Source organism: Sabulicella glaciei (genome assembly GCF_026183895.1).
Taxonomy (GTDB): Bacteria; Pseudomonadota; Alphaproteobacteria; order Acetobacterales; family Acetobacteraceae; genus Roseococcus; species Roseococcus glaciei.
In genome coordinates this window covers 48581-67993 of the sequence record NZ_JAPFQI010000015.1, presented here as the reverse complement: position 1 = coordinate 67993, position 19413 = coordinate 48581, and the positions used below count along the sequence as shown (strand labels likewise).

General features: G+C 69.8%; 16 protein-coding genes. 9 read left to right on the top strand and 7 right to left on the bottom strand.

Annotated elements, in window-relative coordinates:
• The first annotated feature begins 20 nt into the window (after positions 1–20).
• The 4 genes from dprA to rpmG all read left to right on the top strand — a co-directional run bounded on the left by dprA (position 21) and on the right by rpmG (position 6262).
• Positions 21–1031, top strand: a complete 1011-nt coding sequence (gene dprA, locus OF850_RS16825) for a DNA-processing protein DprA (RefSeq protein WP_301591535.1) — start codon at positions 21–23, stop codon at positions 1029–1031.
• A gap of 19 nt (positions 1032–1050) precedes the next feature.
• The gene (gene topA, locus OF850_RS16820) at positions 1051–3786 is read left to right on the top strand and encodes a type I DNA topoisomerase (RefSeq protein WP_301591479.1); all 2736 of its coding nucleotides are present in this window, start codon (positions 1051–1053) and stop codon (positions 3784–3786) included.
• 4 nt (positions 3787–3790) lie between these two features.
• Positions 3791–6031, top strand: coding sequence for a ribonuclease R (gene rnr / locus OF850_RS16815; protein WP_368044700.1), 2241 nt, complete (start codon positions 3791–3793; stop codon positions 6029–6031).
• Between the two features lie 63 nt (positions 6032–6094).
• Positions 6095–6262 (top strand): 50S ribosomal protein L33, encoded by a 168-nt coding sequence (gene rpmG, locus OF850_RS16810; protein ID WP_207540172.1) that lies wholly within the window; start codon positions 6095–6097, stop codon positions 6260–6262.
• 52 nt (positions 6263–6314) lie between these two features.
• Here rpmG and OF850_RS16805 read toward each other — a convergent pair whose 3' ends face one another.
• Positions 6315–7670 carry a PleD family two-component system response regulator gene (locus tag OF850_RS16805; RefSeq protein ID WP_301591477.1) on the bottom strand — a complete coding sequence of 452 codons (1356 nt, stop codon included), beginning with the start codon at positions 7668–7670 and terminating at the stop codon, positions 6315–6317.
• Positions 7671–7702: 32 nt separating this feature from the next.
• Here OF850_RS16805 and OF850_RS16800 point away from each other — a divergent pair, with 32 nt between their 5' ends.
• Positions 7703–8296: a class I SAM-dependent methyltransferase gene (locus tag OF850_RS16800; RefSeq protein WP_301591476.1), complete on the top strand. Its 594-nt coding sequence runs from the start codon at positions 7703–7705 to the stop codon at positions 8294–8296.
• 108 nt (positions 8297–8404) lie between these two features.
• On the opposite strand, the gene OF850_RS16795 is transcribed toward OF850_RS16800, so the two are convergent.
• The 5 genes from OF850_RS16795 to OF850_RS16775 all read right to left on the bottom strand — a co-directional run bounded on the left by OF850_RS16795 (position 8405) and on the right by OF850_RS16775 (position 14297).
• On the bottom strand, positions 8405–9043 hold the full coding sequence (locus OF850_RS16795) for a VOC family protein (protein WP_301591475.1): 639 nt from the start codon (positions 9041–9043) through the stop codon (positions 8405–8407).
• A gap of 165 nt (positions 9044–9208) precedes the next feature.
• Positions 9209–9949 carry a DUF1194 domain-containing protein gene (locus OF850_RS16790; RefSeq protein ID WP_301591474.1) on the bottom strand — a complete coding sequence of 247 codons (741 nt, stop codon included), beginning with the start codon at positions 9947–9949 and terminating at the stop codon, positions 9209–9211.
• 218 nt (positions 9950–10167) lie between these two features.
• Entirely contained in the window at positions 10168–10776 is a 609-nt protein-coding gene (locus OF850_RS16785) for a glutathione S-transferase family protein (protein WP_301591473.1), read from the bottom strand.
• Between the two features lie 87 nt (positions 10777–10863).
• The gene (locus OF850_RS16780) at positions 10864–11433 is read right to left on the bottom strand and encodes a DUF924 family protein (RefSeq protein WP_301591472.1); all 570 of its coding nucleotides are present in this window, start codon (positions 11431–11433) and stop codon (positions 10864–10866) included.
• Positions 11430–14297, bottom strand: a complete 2868-nt coding sequence (locus OF850_RS16775) for an FAD-binding and (Fe-S)-binding domain-containing protein (protein ID WP_301591471.1) — start codon at positions 14295–14297, stop codon at positions 11430–11432. Before OF850_RS16775 ends, OF850_RS16780 begins: the two co-directional genes overlap by 4 nt.
• Before the next feature lie 127 nt (positions 14298–14424).
• On the opposite strand from OF850_RS16775, the gene OF850_RS16770 reads away from it, so the two are divergent.
• The 3 genes from OF850_RS16770 (at position 14425) to OF850_RS16760 (ending at position 17426) form a co-directional block, all read left to right on the top strand.
• Positions 14425–15609, top strand: a complete 1185-nt coding sequence (locus OF850_RS16770) for a pyridoxal-phosphate-dependent aminotransferase family protein (protein WP_301591470.1) — start codon at positions 14425–14427, stop codon at positions 15607–15609.
• Between the two features lie 156 nt (positions 15610–15765).
• Entirely contained in the window at positions 15766–16554 is a 789-nt protein-coding gene (gene otnI / locus OF850_RS16765) for a 2-oxo-tetronate isomerase (RefSeq protein ID WP_301591469.1), read from the top strand.
• Positions 16551–17426: a 2-hydroxy-3-oxopropionate reductase gene (locus tag OF850_RS16760; RefSeq protein ID WP_301591468.1), complete on the top strand. Its 876-nt coding sequence runs from the start codon at positions 16551–16553 to the stop codon at positions 17424–17426. Before otnI ends, OF850_RS16760 begins: the two co-directional genes overlap by 4 nt.
• Positions 17427–17438: 12 nt before the next feature.
• On the opposite strand, the gene OF850_RS23740 is transcribed toward OF850_RS16760, so the two are convergent.
• A complete protein-coding gene (locus OF850_RS23740; protein WP_301591467.1) occupies positions 17439–17945 on the bottom strand; it encodes an Hpt domain-containing protein in 507 nt (168 codons plus the stop codon).
• Positions 17946–18186: 241 nt separating this feature from the next.
• Here OF850_RS23740 and OF850_RS16750 point away from each other — a divergent pair, with 241 nt between their 5' ends.
• Positions 18187–19410, top strand: coding sequence for an NADP-dependent isocitrate dehydrogenase (locus OF850_RS16750; protein WP_301591466.1), 1224 nt, complete (start codon positions 18187–18189; stop codon positions 19408–19410).
• The last annotated feature ends 3 nt before the right edge of the window (positions 19411–19413 follow it).

Sequence of the window (19413 nt, the reverse complement as noted above, 5' to 3'; positions counted from 1 at the left end):
CCGAGGGGGTCGGGGCTGCGATGCAGCGGCGCCTCCTCAGCCGGCACGGCTCGGCCGAGGCCACCCTGGAGGCGCTCGGACCGCGCGCCTTTTCCCGCGACGCGGCCCGGCGGGAGGTGGAGGCACTGGAGCGGCGCGGCGCGCGGCTGCTGTTTCCCGGCGACCCGGACTACCCTCCCCTGCTCGCCCTGCTCGACGATGCGCCGCAGGTGCTGGCGGTGGAGGGCTCGCTGGCGCCTTTCGGCCTGCGCGGCGTGGCGCTGGTGGGCGCCCGCAACGCCTCCGCCCATGGCTGCCGCTTCGCCGAGGAACTGGCCGAGGCCCTGGCCCTGAAGGACATTGCCGTGATCTCCGGCCTGGCGCACGGCATCGACGGGGCGGCGCATGTGGGCGCGCTGCGGACCGGCACCACGGTCGCCTGCATCGCGGGCGGGCTGGATGTGCCCTACCCGCGCGAGAACGCGAAGCTTCAGCGTCGCATCGTGGAGGAAGGCGGCGCCGTGGTCAGCGAGGCGCCGCTCGGCACCGCACCGCTGGCCCGGCACTTCCCCCGCCGCAACCGCATCGTGGCCGGGCTGTCCCTGGGTGTCGTGGTGGTCGAGGCGGCGCGGCAATCGGGCACGCTGATCACCGCCCGCCTTGCCATCGAGGCGGGGCGCGAGATCTTCGCCGTGCCGGGCCATCCGCACGACCCGCGCTCGCACGGCGCCAATGATCTGATCCGCCAGGGTGCCCACCTAACGGAGGGGGCGGAAGACGTGCTGATGCACCTTCCCGACGCGCCGCTTGGCCGTCCAACCTTGCGGCAGATGGAACTGCCGGAGCTTCCGATCATGGAGCCCACGCCCCTCCCGGCCCTGGGAGGCGCCGCGCAAGTGCTTGAAATGCTTGGCGCAACGCCCATGCCCGTTGACGAGTTGGGACGGCGCTGCCAGCTATCGCGGCCCGAACTCGCGGCTCTTCTGACCGATCTGGAATTGGAAGGCCGTATCGAAACCCTGCCCGGCAACCGGGTGGCGCTGGCCTCCTGAGGCCCTGAAGGATCGCAACGTGGCGAATGTCGTCGTCGTCGAAAGCCCCGCCAAGGCCAAGACCATCGAGAAGTACCTGGGGTCCGACTTCCGCGTCCTCGCCTCATTCGGCCATGTGCGCGACCTGCCCCCCAAGGACGGCTCCGTCCGGCCAGAGGAGGATTTCGCCATGGATTGGGAGGCGGATGACCGCGGCCAGAAGCAGGTCCGCGCCATCGCCTCCGCGTTGAAGGGGGCGGACCGCCTTTATCTCGCCACTGACCCAGATCGCGAGGGCGAGGCGATTTCCTGGCACGTGCAGGAGATGCTGCAGCGCCAGGGCGCGCTGCGCGGCAAGAAGGTCGCGCGCATCACCTTCAACGAGATCACCAAGCGCGCCGTCCAGCACGCCATCGCCCACCCGCGCGAGCTCGACACCCCGCTGATCGAGGCCTACCTGGCCCGCCGCGCCCTGGACTACCTGGTGGGGTTCCGCCTTTCCCCGGTCTTGTGGCGCAAGCTGCCCGGCTCCCGCTCCGCCGGCCGCGTGCAATCCGTGGCGCTGCGCCTGATCTGCGAGCGCGAGGCGGAGATCGAGAGCTTCGTCCCGCGCGAGTACTGGACGGTGCAGGCCCGTTTCGCCACGCCCTCCGGCGCGCCCTTCACCGCACGGCTGACCCATCACGAGGGGCGCAAGCTCGACCAGTTCGACCTGAACGACGAGGCCAAGGCGATGCGCGCCAAGGCCGCCGTCGAGGCGGGCGAGTTCAGCGTCGCCACGGTCGAGAAGCGCCGGGTCCGCCGCCACCCGCCGGCGCCTTTCCAGACCAGCACCCTCCAGCAGGAGGCGAGCCGCAAGCTGGGCTTTGGCGCGCAGATGACCATGCGCACCGCCCAGTCCCTGTATGAAGGCGTGGAGATCGGCGGCGAGACGGTCGGCCTCATCACCTATATGCGGACCGACGGCGTGCAGATGGCGCGCGAGGCGATCCAGGAGCTGCGTTCGCACATCAAGGGCGCCTTCGGGGAGGACTACATCCCGGCCGCGCCGCGCGAATACTCCTCTCGCGCCAAGAACGCGCAGGAGGCGCACGAGGCGATCCGCCCCACCGACGTGTCCCGCACGCCGGAGAAGGTCGCCCGCTACCTGTCCGAGCAGCAGCGCAAGCTCTACGAGCTGGTCTGGAAGCGCGCCGTCGCCTCGCAGATGCAGTCGGCCGAGCTGGACCAGACCGCCGTCGAGATTGCCGACCGGTCGGGCCGCACCAAGCTGCGCGCCACGGGCAGCGTCATCGCCTTCGACGGCTTCCTGAAGCTGTACAAGGAGGACCGCGACGACGCGGGAGATGATGACGACGAGACCCGCATCCTGCCGCCCATGCGCGAGAAGGACCCGCTGAAGCGCGGCGAGGTGACGGCGGAGCAGCACTTCACCCAGCCCCCGCCCCGCTACTCCGAGGCGTCGCTGGTCAAGAAGATGGAGGAGCTGGGCATCGGCCGCCCCTCCACCTACGCCTCCATCCTCCAGGTGCTGCAGGACCGGGAGTACGTCCGGCTCGACCGCAAGCGCTTCGTGCCGGAGGATCGCGGCCGCCTCGTGACCGCCTTCCTGGTCAGCTATTTCGAGCGCTACGTGGATACCGGCTTCACCGCCGGGCTCGAGGAGCAGCTGGACGACATCTCCGGCGGCCGGGCCGACTGGCGGGCGGTGATGCGCCGCTTCTGGGAGGATTTCGCCCGGGCGCTGGACGGCACCTCCGAACTCAAGATCAGCGACGTGATCGACCGGCTGGACGAGGAGCTGGGCCCGCATTTCTTTCCGCGCCAGGCCGATGACGGCACCGATCCCCGCCTGTGCCCCGCCTGCAATTCGGGGCGGCTCGGGCTGCGGCTCGGGCGGACTGGCGCCTTCATCGGCTGCTCCAACTACCCGGAATGCCGCTACACCCGCCCGCTCGCGGTGCCGGGGGCCGAGGGCGAGTCCGGGGGCGGGTTCCAGGAAGGCATCCGCGTGCTCGGCACCGACCCCGCCTCCGGCGAGCAGGTGACGATGCGGCGCGGCCCTTACGGGGTCTATGTCCAGCTCGGCGAGGGCACGACGGACGCCAAGGGCAAGGCGGTGAAGCCGCGTCGCGCCTCCCTGCCGCGCGGCTCCGACCCGGAGGGGATGGACCTGGAGCGCGCCCTGGCCCTGCTCTCCATGCCGCGCATCGTGGGCGTGCACCCCGAGACGGCCGAGGAGATCTCCAGCAACCTTGGCCGTTTCGGGCCGTATCTGAAGATGGGGAACCTGTCCAAGTCGCTCGACCGGGACGACGACCCCCTGACGATCGGGCTGAATCGCGCCGTCGCGCTGCTGGCCGACGCCAAGCCCCGCGGCCTCACCCTGGGCGAGCACCCGAAGGGCGGTGGTCCGGTGGAGGTGCGGCGCGGACGCTTCGGTCCCTTCGTCATGCACGGCAAGCGCGTGGCGAACCTGCCGCGCGGGACGGAGATGGAGCAGGTGACGCTGGACGAGGCCGTGACCCTCCTGGCCGAGAAGGGCAAGGAGATGGCGCCGCTGAAGGGACGCAAGGGCGCCACGAAGGCGAAGCCTGCCGCCAAGGCGGCGAAGGGCGATGCGCCCGCCGAGGCCGCGCCCCGCAAGGCCCCGGCGCGCAAGGCGGCCGCGGCCCCGGCCAAGAAGCCCGCCGCGAAGAAGCCTGCGGCGAAGAAGGCGCCGGCCGCCAAGAAGCCCGCGGCCCGCAAGACCGCCGCCGCGAAGAAGGCAGGCTGAGTTGGTGCGCCGCGGCCCCCCGGCGAAAGGCCACAAGGCGCGGCCGGAGGCGAAGGCGACACGCGCGCCACGCACCAAGGTGAAGGGGGCGCCGCGCACCGACGCGCTGCCCTCCCGCGCCGAGATCCGCGCCTTTCTCGCCCAGGCGCAGGGCCGCGTCGGCAAGACGGAGATCGCACGGCATTTCGGCCTTCCGACCGAGATGCGCCCCGCGCTGCGCCAGCTTCTTTCCGAGATCACGGCCGAAGGCGGCGCTGCGCCGGTCGGCAAGCGCACCCTGCGCGCGCCGGAACGCCTGCCCGACACGGCGGTGGTGGAAGTCACCGGCACCGACCCGGATGGCGACGCCATCGCCCGCCCCGTGAACTGGGGCGGCGAGGGGCGGCCGATCGTCTACATGCACGCGGAACGGCGCGGCCAACCCGCCCTCGCCCCCGGCGAGAGGGTCCTGGCCCGGCTGCACCACGTTTCCGGCGAGAAATACGAAGGCCGCACCCTGAAGCGCCTGGGCACGGCCGGCGAGGCCCGTCGGGTGCTGGGCATCTACAACAAGGGTCGCATCACCCCCACCGACCGGCGCCACAAGGCGGAATGGGAGGTGCCGGAGGGCGAGCATGGCGGCGCCGAGCATGGAGAGATCGTGCTGGCCGAGGCCCTCCCCTCCACCGGCTTCGGCCTGCGCCCGGCGCGGGTGGTGGAGCGGCTTGGCATGTCGGGCGAGGCGCGTTCCGTTTCCCTGATCTGCATCCACCAGCACGGCATCCCGGACGTCTTCCCGGAGGAGGCACTGGCCGAGGCGAAGCGGGCGCGGGGCGTCGCGCTGGGCAAGCGCACCGACCTCCGCGACCTCCCCCTGGTCACCATCGACGGCGAGGATGCGCGCGACTTCGACGACGCCGTCTTCGCCGAGCCGGATGGCGAAGGCTGGCGAGTCGTCGTCGCCATCGCCGATGTCGCCCACTACGTGACGGCCGGCTCCGCCCTGGACCGCGAGGCCTGGGCGCGCGGCAACAGCGTCTACTTCCCCGACCGCGTCGTACCCATGCTGCCCGAGGCGCTCTCGAACGGCTGGTGCTCGCTGAAGCCGGAGGAGGAGCGCGGTTGCCTCTTCGTCGAGATGCGCTTCGACAAGTCGGGGACCAAGACCGCGCACCGCTTCGGGCGTGGCCTCATGCGTTCCTTCGCGCGGCTCACCTATGAATCGGTGCAGGCGCATCATGATGCGGGGACCGACCCGGAGGCGCTGGAGCGGGGCCATGTCGGACGCCTCTACGGCGCTTTCCGCGCCCTGCTGGCGGCCCGGGAACGGCGCGGCACGCTGGAGCTCGACCTGCCCGAGCGCAAGGTCGAGCTGGACCCGGACGGCAAGGTTCTGGGCGTCTCGCCCCGCCCGCGCCTGGACAGCCACCGGCTGATCGAGGAGTTCATGGTCGCCGCCAATGTCTGCGCGGCGGAGGAGCTGGAGCGGCTGGGCCAGCCCTGCATGTACCGGATCCACGCGCCGCCCAGCGAGGAGAAGCTGCTTTCCCTGCGCGAGTTCCTGTCCACGCTGGGATTGTCGCTGAACCCGCAGGGCCAGCTGCGCCCTGGCGATTTCGCCAGCCTGCTGGCCCAGGTGGAGGGCCGGCCCGAGGCGCGGATGGTCCACGAGACGGTGCTCCGCTCGCAATCCCAGGCGGCCTACGAGCCGGACAACATTGGGCATTTCGGCCTCGCCCTTGCCCGCTACGCCCATTTCACCAGCCCGATCCGGCGCTATGCGGACCTCCTGGTGCACCGCGCCCTGGTGCGCGGGCTGAAGCTCGGCACGGATGGGCTGACCGAGGCTGAGGCCGCCCGCCTCGTCGAGACGGGCGAGCACATCACCGGGACGGAGCGCCGCGCCGCCCAGGCCGAGCGGGATGCGGTGGACCGCTACCTGACCGCCTTCCTGGCCGACAAGGTGGGCGCCACCTTTGCCGCCCGCATCTCCGGCATCCATCCCTTCGGCCTGTTCGTGACGCTGGAGGAGACGGGTGCCAGCGGCTTCGTGCCCATCAAGGCCTTGCCCGACGACCACTGGCTCGTGGAGGAAGGCAATCGCCGCCTGCTGGGCCGCCATTCCCGCCAGGTCCTGTCCCTGGGCGACCCGGTGGAGGCGAGGCTCCGCGAGGCCAATCCCACCACCGGCTCCCTGGTCTTCGACCTCCAGATGGGCGGGGCCCCGGCGACGATCTCGGGGCGGGGGCGCCGAAGAAAGGGTTGACCCCTGGGTCTCGGGCGCTAGAAACGCCTTTCCGATTTCCCACAGCGCGCGAAGACCACCGACATGGCCAAGGCCAACACCATCCTCATCAAGCTGAACAGCACGGCCGACACGGGCTACTACTACGTCACGAAGAAGAATGCCCGCACCGCGACCGGCAAGCTGGAGCTGAAGAAGTACGATCCCGTCGCGCGCAAGCACGTCGTCTTCCGCGAAGGCAAGATCAAGTAAGCAGCGCCGGGCGGCCAGCGAGGCCGCCTGAGCCCGGCGGCGCCGGATGGGTTCACCCCGTGACCGGCTCCGCCACGCGGACGCAATTCCGCCCCTCGGCCTTCGCCCGATAAAGGGCCCGGTCCGCCTGCTCGATCAACGCATCCGCCAGGGTTCCGGCCACGCCCGTCGCGACCCCGATGGAAATCGTGACCGGCAGGACGATATTCGCCGCGACCACGGGGTCAGCCGACACCACCTCCCGCAGCCGCTCCGCCGCCATCAGCGCGAAGGGCGCGCGGGCATTCGGCAGCACGATCAGGAATTCCTCGCCGCCCCAGCGCGCCACGACATCGGCCACGCGCACCTGCGACTTCAGGCGGCCGGCGACCTCCTTCAGCGCGACGTCGCCCACCCCATGGCCATGCGTGTCGTTGATGGACTTGAAGCGGTCGATGTCCAGCAGCAGCACCGCCGCCTCCTCCGAGCGGAGCAGCGCGTCCAGGTGGCGGCGCACGTAGCGCCGGTTCCGCAGCCCGGTCAGCGGGTCGGTGACGGCCAGTTCGAGCGAACGGTCCAGTTCGGTCTTCAGCCGCTCCTGGAAGCGCTTCCGGCGGATCTGGTTGCGCGCCCGGGCGCGAAGCTCGTTGGAGTCCACCGGGCGGAAGCAATGGTCGTTTGCCCCCAGGTCGAAGCCGCGCAGCACCTGCTGCTTCTGCGTCGTCTCGGCGAGGAGCAGTAGGGGGACGTCGCGCGTTCCCGCATGGGCGCGCAGGCGGGAGGCGATGCGCAGCTCCTCCGCCCCCTCCTCCGACAGGGACAAGAGGACGAGGTCGAAGCTGCGCTCCGTCACCTGGCGCCAGCACTCCTCGGCCGAGGAAACGGAGGCGACGGAAACGCCGTCCTGCGCCAGAGCCTCCGTGACCGTCAGAGCCTCGCGCGCATCCGCCGTCAGAAGCAGCGCCGCCGCACCTGAGATCGGGACATCCAGGCCGCTCAGCCCCTCCACGCCCAGGTTCTGCGCCGTTTCGGCGCGCAGGCGCCAGGCGTCCTGAACTTGCTTCACGCGCAGCAGCGCCCGCAACCGCGCGAAAAGGGTCGCGTTGTCCACGGGTTTCGTGAGGAAGTCGTCGGCCCCCGCCTCGAGCCCGCGCACCCGCTCGGTGCTGTCGGTGAGGGCCGTGACCATCACCACTGGGATGTGCTGCGTCCTCGGGTCGGCCTTGAGGGCGCGGCAGACTTCGTAGCCGTCCATCCCCGGCATCATGACGTCGAGGAGAATGATGTCGGGCAGTTGCGTGAAAGCCGTCTGCAAGGCCTCCGGGCCGCTGGAGGCGAGCATCACCTCGTAATATTCGCTGACGAGCTTCGCCTCGATCAGGCGGAGATTGGCCGCGATGTCATCCACCGCAAGGATGCGCGCGGTCATTCCGCCCCCCTCAACACAAGGGCCCCCGCCGCATGTCCGACATCACCCTGAACCCCGGCTCCGAGGAGGCCAACAAGGCGCTCTTCTTCCGCCGCTGGCTCCGCAATCCGCTGCAGATGGGGTCCATCATCCCCTCGTCGCGGACGCTTTGCCGCAAGATCGCGGCCGCGGTGCGGCGCGAGCCGGATGAGCACGTGCTGGAGCTGGGCGCCGGGACCGGCGTTATCTCGCGTGCCCTGCTGGAGCATGGAGTGCCCGCCTCGCGCCTCACGGTGGTCGAGATCGTGCCGGAGATGGCCGGGTACCTGCGCGATTCGCTGCCCGGCGTGAACGTGGTGCAGGGCGATGCCTTCGACCTCCGCGCCGCATTGCCGCCCGCGATGCACGGCCGGATCGGGACGGCGATCTGCGGCATCCCGCTGGTGCTGCTTCCGCTGGAACGGCAACAGGCCTTCGTGGATGCGGTCGAGGCGGTGGCTCCCGGCAAGGGCTTCCTGCTCTACACCTACTGCGCGACCTCGCCCCTGCCCTATCGGAAGCTGGGCCTCGACGCGACCCGCGTGGCCTTCACGCCGCTGAACTTTCCGCCCGCGAGCGTTTGGCGCTACACGCCGCGCCCAGCATGACGCCAAATGAAAAGGAAGCCGCATTGACGGCTTCCTAACATGTCTTCGACCGGGGCGGGAGGGATGACTTGGCAGCCCCGGTTGGATCGGCGAAGGCGTCTTCGCCAATCAGGCGCTTGTCAGGACCTTCTCGCCCCCATCCGGCGTCTTCAGCCGCGCGATGAGACGCGGCCGAGGGCCGCGCCGGACCCGCATCGCCCCTTCCAGCCCGCGATCGGCCAGCGCCGCCAGGACCTGATCGGCCTCGGGATGCTCCGCTTCGAGGCCGAGAAGCCGGCAATGGCTGTCACGCAGCCGCTTGCCCGCGCGCTCGCCGCGCCACTCGATCAACGCGGGGACGAGGTTGTCCATGTCCTGGCGCTGCGGCGGGATGGCCATGCGCCAGTGCAGGTCGCCGCGCCGCATCTCCCGCAGCTCGCCGCCGCGCGGGCCGAGGCGCGCGACCAACGCGTCCATCGCCCCCGTGCGCGCGACCCAGCCGACCAGCGCCGGCCCCGTTTCCAGCATCAGCCGCACGGCAGGCTCGTCGAGGTCGAACAGGCGCGGGTGGACCGGCTGCGGCTGCTTGGGGTCGGGCGCGATCACCTCCAGATAGGAATCGGGGCCGAGGCCGAGCAGCATGTTGTGGGTGCCCGCGCCCTCGTGGATGCCGCCCGCCTGGCACTTCACGCCCAGCTCGCGCTCGATGAAGGCGGCGCCTTCTTCCAGCGTCCGCGCACCGAGGACGATGTGGTCGATCTCCGCCATCGCTCAGCGCGCCCCGGGCGGGCGCCGCCCGGCCAGCATGGAGACGGGGCAGCCCTGGCGAGGCGGCAGGCTGTGCAGGCAGATCCGTACGGGCATGTCGTTCCCTCTTCCCTTGGAAGGAAACGATGCCGGGGCCGCCGGGCTGCGTCCAGCGAGTCGCCGCCCTCAGGCGAAAGCGCGTTCCACGCGCGGCCCGGGCGCCGGGACCGAAGCGACCTCGCGGATGATCTTGCGGCGCACCGCCTGCTCGAAGCTCTCGAAGCCCTCCGCCACCATCAGAAAGGCGCCGGGCCCACCGATCACCCGCTCCTGGTAGTACTCGTCCAGCGGCTGCATCTGGCCGAGCCCTGCGGGGGGCGGCGTGCGGTCCAGCACGGCGAGGCCGTTCAGCACGATGCCCTGGTCCAGCGCCTCCTGCCGCGCCAGCGCGATATCGCGGCCCGAGTTGTTGATGCCGTCGCCGGAAATGTCCACGACGCGGCGCGTCCCCTCATAGCCCTGCCCGAACAGCCCGGCCGCGAAGTCGATGGCACCCGAGATGGAGGTGTAGAGATGCGTCCGGCGGGGCGCGGTGTCCAAGAAGTGGGCAAAGCGCTCGCAGGCGGCGGGGCTGTCCAGCAGCATCCAGGGCACGAGGTGCTCCTGGATGTTCCAGTCGGACCAGGTGAACAGGGTGACCGCGACGCTGCCGACCGGGCCGCGCATCATGGCCTCGGCGAGGCGTGGGTCACGGAAGGCACTGGCATAGCCGCGGAACTGCATCTCCTGCTCCTCGGCATCCACGGAGCGGGACACGTCGACGGCGAGGACCAGCTCCACATCGACAGGTTCCAGCGCCTTGGCTGGACCGGCGCGCAGGATGGCGGGCGCGGCCAGGGCCGCGGCAAGAATGGAACGACGAAGCATCCGACCCTCCTTCGATCAGGGGAAATCGCCTTCCCCCGGGCCGTGCCGCGTTCACTCCCTTTGTTGCGAAAAATGGTAAGACGAACAGGTCAGGCCGCAAGACCTATTTGCTGCACCGCACAAAAAATTTCCGATTGCATTGCTCCCGGAAAGCGCGAGGCAGGCCAGGGGTTGCGAGCGCAGTTTTTTGGATGTCAAGGAAATTTTTACAGCAGCGGTCAACCCTGAAACCGGGTGGAGGCGAATCGTTCATCGTCCTGCAAGCGGTCCCGCAGGGCACGCACCCGCGACGGCACGTCGCCAGCCATCTTCGGCATGGTGGTCTCGATGAAGTCCACCAGCACCGCCGTTGTCACGTCGGCCTGGGTCAGGCGCCCCAGGGCGAGAAAGTCCGAACCCGCCAGTCGCTCGTCGAGCGTGCGCAGCGCCGCGAGCGCGGTTGCGACCTGGTTGGCGATGCCCTGCTGCCACCGGAATTCCTCCGGCCGGCGCGCGCTCTCGTAAAAGGCCGCAACGGTCCTTTCCGTCGCGCCGAGCGCAAAGGCCGTGGCGCGCAACACTTCCCGCCGGGCCGCGCCGGAGCGGGGCCTCAGCGCCGCCTCTCCCGCCACCTCGTCGAGGTGGTCGAGGATGGCGCTGCTGTCCACCAGCATCTCGCCGCCATCCAGGATCAGCGCCGGCACGCGCCCGAGCGGGTTCACCTCGCGGATCTTGTCCCACTCCGTGACGACGGAGAGCGGCAAGCTTTCCCACTCCATCCCGTAGAGATTGAGCGTCACTGCGACGCGACGGACGAAGGGCGAGAGCATGCGGCCGACGAGTTTCATGGCGAAGTCCTTTCGGGCTTTCCGCGCGGGCGAGAGTACCGGTCAGCGAAGCCGGATTCGGTAGGCGCTGGAAGCGCCGGCCGGGCCTCAGAACCCAGCGCCGGGTTGTGCGAGGTAGGCGCGCTCGGCCTCTGTCGATTCGCGGCCCAGCGTCGCGTTGCGGTGCGGGAAGCGCCCGAAGCGTCGGATGACCTCCCAATGGCGCCACGCATAGTCGATCGTTCCCCCCGACGCGGCATGGGCCGGGTGGTCACGCAGCCCCTCGAACAGCGCCACCGACAGGTTCTGGTCCGCCATGGCCTCGCCATGCTCAAAGGGGAGGTAGAAGAACACGCGCTGGGTCGGCGTCAGGCGCAGATCGTGCTGCCGCTCCAGCACCGACGCCCGTGCGACCTCGCGCGCATGGGCGTCGCTGGCGAAGGCGTCCGGCGTGCCGCGATGAAGATTGCGCGGGAACTGGTCCAGAACGAGGAGCAGCGCCAGCGCCCCTTCCGGCGTGTCCGCCCAGTCATCCATCCGCCCTTCCCGCGCCGGCCGCACCAGAGTGCCGAAGCGTTCGCGGATCTCGGCATCGAAGCTGTCGTCGCGCATGAACCACGCGCGGCGATAGCCGTCCGGGCCGTCGCTGAACCAGAAGCCGAGGATGTCGTCTTTCACAGGGCGCGCTCCAGCAGGCGGATGGAATGGATGGCCTCGCGGCCCGACAGGTCGCGGATCTGGTGACGGCAGGAGAAGCCGTCCGCGACCACGACCTCCTCCGGCGCGGCGGCGCGCACCGCCGGCAGCAGGGACAATTCCGCCATGGCCTTCGACGCCTCCTGGTTCTTCGCCTCGTAGCCGAAGGCGCCCGCCATGCCGCAGCAGGAGGAGGCGATGGGCTTCACCTCCATTCCCGGCACCGCGCGCAGCGTCTTCACCGCCGCCGGGAATGCGCCGAAGGCCTTCTGGTGGCAATGCCCGTGCACATGCGCGGCCGGGGCGACGGGCTTCAGCCCTTCCGGCCCTCCACTCTTCTCCAGCCACTCGCTCGCCAGCAGGGCGCGCTTCGCCAGCTTAGCGCTCGCCTCGCCGGGCAGCAGGGCCGGGAACTCGTCGCGCAGCGTCATGAGGCAGGAGGGCTCCAGGCCGATCACCGGCGCGTCGCTGCCGGAGAGCGCCTCGATGGTGCGCCGCGCCTCGCGCTTCGCTTCCTCCACCATCCCGGCGGCAAGGTAGGTGCGGCCGCAGCAGAGCGGGCGCGACTCGGTCGGGTGCCGCGCGGGGCGGACCGTGTAGCCGGCGGCGCCCAGCACCCGCACCGCGGCGCGGAGATTCTCCGGCTCGAAGTTGCGGTTGAAGCTGTCGCCGAACAGCAGCACCTCGCCCTTGCTGCCCTCGGCCCGGGCCTCTTCGTCGCGGAAGATGTCCGAGAGGAAGGCCGGGAAATGGCGATCGGCGGCGAGGCCCAGGCTCCGCTCCGCCAAGCGGCGCAGCGCCTTCATCCCGAACAGGGCGTTCGGCACGGCGGGCGCCCGGCTTGCCCAGCGCGCCAGGCGCGGCAGGTGGCCCAGCAGCTTGTCGCGCAGCGCGAGGCCATGCGTGGCGCGTCGCGCTGCCAGCGCCTCGATCTTCATGCGCGCCATGTCTACGCCAGTCGGGCATTCGCGCTTGCAGCCCTTGCAGGAGACGCAAAGCGAAAGCGCCTCCATCACCGCGTCGCTCGCCAGCCCTTCCGGCCCCAGCTGCCCGGTCAGGGCAAGGCGCAGCGTGTTGGCGCGGCCCCGCGTCAGGTCCCGCTCATTCCGCGTGACGCGAAAGGAGGGGCACATGACGTTGGCGTCGAACTTCCGGCAGGTGCCATTGTTGTTGCACATCTCGACCGCACCGAGCAGCGAGCCGGGATGCTCCGACCAGTCCAGCACCGGCTGCCCCGCGGTACGCGGCCCGTATTCCGGCGCGTAGCGGAACAAGGTCCGGTCATCCATCTTGGGCGCCCGGACGACGCGGCCCGGATTGAGCAGCGCGCCGGGGTCGAAGATGTCCTTCACCTCCTCGAAGGTGCGGGCCATGCGGGAGCCGAACATCGGCTCGTTGAACTCGGAACGGACGATGCCGTCGCCGTGCTCGCCGGAATGGCTGCCCTTGTACTCGCGCACCAGGGCGAAGCATTCCTCGGCGATCTCGCGCATGCGGCGCACGTCGCCGCCATCCTTCATGTTCAGCACCGGGCGGACATGCAGACAGCCGACGCTGGCATGAGCGTACCAGGTGCCCTTCACCCCGTGCCGGTCGAACACGCCGGTCAGCCGCTCCGTGTAGTCGGCCAGGTCCTCCAGCGGGACGGCGCAATCCTCGATGAAGGAGACAGGCTTCGCGTCGCCCTTCATGCTCATCATGATGTTCAGCCCGGCCTCGCGCACCTCGGCCACGGCGGCCTGGGTCGCGGCGTCGGTGACGCGCACCACCTGCCCCGGCAGGCCCAGCGTCGCCATCATGTCGTCCAGCGCATCGAGGCCGCGCAGGAGCGGCGCATCCTCGTGCCCGTGGAACTCCACGATCAAGAGGCTGTCCGGCTCGCCGATCAGCATCCCCTCGATGGTCTTGCGGTAGATGGGGATGGAGCGGCCCAGCTCGATCATGGTGCGGTCCACCAGCTCCACCGCCTCCGGGTCCAGCTGGACCAGGTGCTGCGCCGCCTCCATGGCGCGGCGGAAGGTGGGGAACTGGCAGATCCCCACGACCTTGCGCGGCTTGATCGGCCAGAGCTTGAGGTCAAGCGCGGCCGAGAAGGCCAGCGTCCCCTCGCTGCCCACCAGCAGGCGCGACAGGTTGCCCCGGCCGTTCGCCCGCGCATCCGGCGTCAGCGCGTCTAGGTTGTAGCCGCCGACGCGGCGCAGCACGGGCGGGAAGCGCTCGGCGATCTCCGCCGCTTCGCGCTCGCCCAGGGCATGCAGCCGGGCGACGAGGTCGGTGTTGGGCGCGCTTTCGCCGAAGACGTGGCGCGAGCCGTCGGCCAGGATGGCGTCGATGGCGCGCACGTTGTCGGCCATCAGCCCGTAGCGGATGGACTTGGAGCCGCAGGAATTGTTGCCCGCCATGCCGCCGATGGTGCAACGCGCCCAGGTGGAGGGATCCACTGGAAAGAACACGCCCTTGGGCTTCAGCGCGTCGTTCAGCGCGCCCAGCGTGATCCCAGGCTCCACCCGCGCCGTGTCGCCTTCGACGGACAGGACGCGGCGCAGGTGCTTCGTGCAGTCCAGCACCAGGGCGCGGTTCACCGTCTGCCCGCATTGGGAGGTCCCACCGCCGCGCGGCAGCACGGGCACCCCCTCCTCGCGGCAGATGGCGATGGCAGCCTCCACGTCGGCGGCGCTGCGCGGCACCAGCACCCCGATGGGCTCGACCTGATAGATGCTGGCATCGGTGGCGTAGCGGCCGCGGTCGCCCTCGGTCCACAGCACCTCGCCCTCCGTCTCGCGGCGCAGGCGCTCGGCCAGGCGGGAATCGCCGATGCGGTTCTTGGGCAGGGTGATCGCGTTCATGCCGGGTATCTAGCGCGGGCGGCCGCGCCCGTCAGATGGATAATCCTCATCGCAGCCAACAGCCGAACTCATTGGCCATGCGGCCCCGGATGCGGCAGGAAGGGGCCACGTTTCGAGGAGCCTTCCCATGGCCTACTACCAGAGCAAGCCCGCCGCCGGCCGTCACTTCCTGCAGATCCCCGGCCCGACCAACGTGCCCGACCGCGTGCTGCGCGCCATGGACAACCCGACCATGGACCATCGGGGCCCGGATTTCGGCAAGCTCGGCGCCTCGATCCTCGCCAAGGTGAAGCAGGTCTTCAAGACGCAGTCGCACGTCATCATCTACCCCGCCTCCGGCACCGGGGCCTGGGAGGCGGCGCTGGTCAACACCCTTTCCCCCGGCGACCGCGTGCTGATGAGCGAGACGGGCTGGTTCGCCTCGCTGTGGCGCGAGATGGCGGAGCGGCTGCAGCTTCGCCCCGAGTTCCTCCAAGGCGACTGGCGCTCCGGCGCCGACCCGGCGGCCATCGAGGCCTATCTGCGCGGCGACAAGGGCCACGAGATCAAGGCGGTCTGCGTCGTCCACAACGAGACGAGCACGGGCTGCACCTCCCGCATCGACGAGGTCCGCAAGGCCATCGACGCCGCCGGCCACCCGGCACTGCTCCTGGTGGACACCATCTCCTCGCTCGGCTCGATCGACTACCGCCATGACGAGTGGGGCGTGGACGTGACCGTGGCCGGCTCCCAGAAGGGGCTGATGCTGCCGCCGGGGCTGAGCTTCAACGCGGTGAGCGCCAAGGCGCTCAAGGCCAGCGAGACGGCGAAGCTGCCGCGCTCCTTCTGGGACTGGAAGCCGATGATCGCAGCCAACGCGACCGGCTTCTTCCCCTACACCCCGGCCACCAACATGCTCTACGCGCTGGACGCGGCGGTGGACATGCTGCTGGAGGAAGGGCTGGACAACGTCTTCCACCGGCATGATCGCCACGCCGAGGCGACGCGCCGCGCCGTGCGCGCCTGGGGCCTCGAGATCCAGTGCGACGAGCCGCGCCACTACTCCAGCAGCCTGACCGCCGTGCGGGTGCCCGAGGGCAACAGCGCCAACGCGCTCCGCGCCGCCATCCTGGAGAAGTTCAACATGTCGCTCGGCAACGGGCTGGGGCAGCTGAACGACCGCGTCTTCCGCATCGGCCACCTGGGTGACTTCAACGACCTGGCGCTGATGGGCACGCTGTCCGGCGTGGAGATGGGGCTGCGCGTCGCCGGCGTCCCCCACCGCCCCGAGGGCGTCCGCGCGGCGATGGACTACCTGGCAGGGAACGCTTGAGGGGTCGTTTCCGCCCTCAAGCGCTGGGCGCGCTCCGCGCGCTTGGCTTCCGCGCCTCAGACGTGGTGCAGCGGTCGGCAGCTTGCGCCTAGGCGCGCGATGGACGGATGGGGCCGGTCGGCCTAGCCTCCGCGCGCCAGCATCCGGGAGGGGAGAATGCCGAAATTCGCGGCCAATCTGAGCATGATGTTCAACGAGCTTCCCTTTCTCGACCGCTTCGCCGCCGCCCGCGCGGCGGGGTTCGAGGCGGTGGAGTTCCTTTTTCCCTATGAGCACCCCGCGGAGGAGATCGCGGCGCGGCTGAAGGGCAGCGGCCTCCAGAACGTGCTGTTCAACGCCCCGCCCGGCGATTGGAACGCGGGAGAGCGCGGCATGGCCTGCCTGCCCGAGCGGCGCGCCGAGTTCCGCGACGGCATCAAGCGCGCCCTGGACTACGCCACGGCGCTCGGCTGCCCGCGGCTGCACGTCATGGCCGGGCTCGCGCCCGCCGGCGGGGCGCGCGACACGCTGCTGGCCACCTACGCCGCCAACCTGGACTTCGCCGCCGAGGAATGCGCGAAGGCCAGCGTCAAGCCGGTGATCGAGCCGATCAACCATCGCGACATCCCCGGCTTCTTCCTCAACACCACCGCCGAAGCGGCCTCCATTATCGAGGCGCTGGGGCCGGAGCGTGTCGGCCTCCAGTTCGACCTGTACCATTGCCAAATCACCGAAGGCGACGTGACGCGCCGGGCGCAGGAGCTGCTGCCCTTCATCGCGCACATGCAGGTCGCCGACACGCCGGGCCGCAACGAGCCGGGCACGGGCGAGGTGCGCTGGGACTTCGTTTTCGACGCCATCGATTCCATGGGCTATCGCGGCTGGATCGGCTGCGAGTACCGGCCCAAGGGCGAGACCCTCGCCGGGCTGGGCTGGATGCAGAAATATCGGGAGCACGACGCATGAAGATCGGATTCATCGGCCTCGGCATCATGGGGCAGCCCATGGCCGAGAACCTGAAAAAGGCGGGCCACGAGATCCTGGCGCCGGAGCGCGCCAGCCTGAAGCCCGAGGCGCGCTCCGGCTTCACCATCCTGCCCGACATCAAGGCCGTTACCGAGGCGGCCGAGATCATCATCCTGATGGTGCCCGACACCCCCGACGTGGAGCGGGTGCTGCTCGGCGTGGACGGCGTGGTCGAGGCCCTGTCCCCCGGCAAGCTGGTCATCGACATGTCCAGCATCAGCCCAACCGCGACCAAGGATTTCGCGGCGCGCGTGAACGAGAAGGGCTGCGACTACCTCGACGCGCCGGTGAGCGGCGGCGAGGTCGGCGCGCGCAATGCCGCGCTGACCATCATGGTCGGCGGGCCGGAAGCGGCCTTCGAGCGCGCCCTGCCGCTGTTCCAGGCCATGGGCAAGAACATCACCCTGGTCGGGCCGAACGGCGCCGGGCAGACCACCAAGGTCGCCAACCAGATCATCGTCGCGCTGAACATCGAGGCGGTGGCCGAGGCGCTGGTCTTTGCGAGCAAGGCGGGGGCCGACCCGGCCAAGGTCCGTCAGGCGCTGATGGGCGGCTTCGCCAACAGCCGCATCCTGGAGGTCCATGCCGAGCGCATGATCAACCGGGCCTTCAACCCCGGCTTCCGCATCGCCCTGCACCAGAAGGACCTGAACCTGGCGCTGCAATCGGCGAAGGAACTGGGCGTGGCCCTGCCCAACACCGCCTCGGCGCAGCAGCTTTTCTCCGCCTGCGTCGCCATGGGCGGCGATGGCTGGGATCATTCGGGGCTGGTGCAGGCCATCGAGACGATGGCAGGCCACAAGCTGGGCTGACGTTTTCCGGGGTCAGCCGAGCTGGGCGGCGAAAGCCTGGAGGGCTGGCCCCACTTCCTTCCGCAGCTGCGCCATCGCTTCGGCGACGGCGCCTTCCTTTCCCGCACGGCAGGCCTCCTCCAAAGCCTGCAACGGCGGGAGCAACGTCGCCATGCCGAAATTCGCGGCCAGTCCGCGCAGCGCATGCGCGTTGGCGTGCATCGCCCGGAGGTCGCGCAACGCGAAGGCGGCATTGAGGCTGTCGAGTTTGGCGGAAACCTCCTCCTCGCAAAGGCGGCGCGCCTCGCTCATCGCTGCTTCCTCCGGGTCCCACTCCAGGAGGGTGCAGCCGTTTTCCAACAGGCGGGCAATGAACTCGCGCCCCGAGAAGGAACGGCCGCGCCAAAGCGCCTCCGGCTGGGCATGGCGCGCGAATTCGCGATTCCAGGCGAGGAGCCGGCCAGACGCGTCCAGTATGGCAGCCGGGCGTGGCCAAGCTGCCAGCAATGCGTCACCGAAGTCGGGCTTGCCAGTCGGCACCCTCAAATCTCGTTGATCTCGGCCAACCGGGGGGCGGGCTATGGTGGAAATCTGCTGCATGATGCGCTCGATCCGGGTGCAAAGAATCTATCATGCGACCCAGAGTTGCAATCGGTGATTCTACGGGGCTGGCTTGATGGCAGGACAGGGCGATGCGAATGTGCGCCCCGCATTGGAAGCAGAAGCGGACTGACCCCGCACGGGGCCCCAGTTTTGCGGAGTTCAGAGGGCAAGCACCGAAATGGCCAAGATCAAGGTAAAGACGCCCGTCGTCGAGCTCGACGGCGACGAGATGACCCGCATCATCTGGGGCTTCATCAAGGACCGCCTGATTCTTCCTTACCTCGACGTCGACCTCAAGTATTACGACCTCGGCATCCAGTATCGCGACCAGACCGACGACCAGGTGACGGTGGACGCGGCGAATGCCATCAAGCAGTACGGCGTGGGCGTGAAGTGCGCCACCATCACCCCGGACGAGGCGCGGGTGAAGGAGTTCGGCCTGAAGAAGATGTGGCGCTCCCCCAACGGGACGATCCGCAACATCCTGGACGGCACGATCTTCCGCGAGCCGATCATCTGCCAGAACGTGCCCCGCCTGGTGCCGCACTGGAACAAGCCGGTCGTGGTCGGCCGCCACGCCTATGGCGACATCTATCGCGCGGCCGAGACCAAGATCCCTGGCGCCGGCACGGCGACCCTGACCTGGACGCCCGCCGGCGGCGGCGAGCCGGTGACCATGGAAGTGACCAACTTCCCGGCCGGCGGCGGCGTGCTGATGGGCATGCACAACACCCGCGCCTCGATCGAGGGCTTCGCGCGCGCCTGCCTGAACTACGGCCTTGCCCGCAACTACCCGGTGTACTTCAGCCACAAGAACACGATCCTCAAGGCCTATGACGGCGAGTTCAAGGACATCTTCCAGCGCGTCTTCGACACGGAGTTCGCCGACAAGTTCAAGGCCGCCGGCCTGACCTACGAGGACCGCCTGATCGACGACATGGTGGCCTGCGCGCTGAAGTGGGAAGGCGGCTATGTCTGGGCCTGCAAGAACTACGACGGCGACGTGCAGTCCGACATCGTCGCGCAGGGCTTCGGCTCGCTCGGCCTGATGACCTCCGTGCTGCTCTCCCCCGACGGTTCCACCGTCGAGTCCGAGGCGGCGCATGGCACGGTGACGCGTCACTACCGCGAGCACCAGAAGGGCCGCGAGACGAGCACCAACCCGATCGCATCGATCTTCGCCTGGACGCGCGGCCTCGCCTATCGCGGCCGCTTCGACAACACCCCCGACGTGACGGCCTTCGCCGATACGCTGGAGAAGGTGTGCATCCAGACGGTCGAGGGCGGGCAGATGACCAAGGACCTCGCCATCCTGATCGGCAAGGACCAGCCCTGGCTCAACACCCAGGCCTTCCTCGCCGCGCTGGACGAGAACCTGCAGAAGGCCATGAAGGCAGCCTGATCG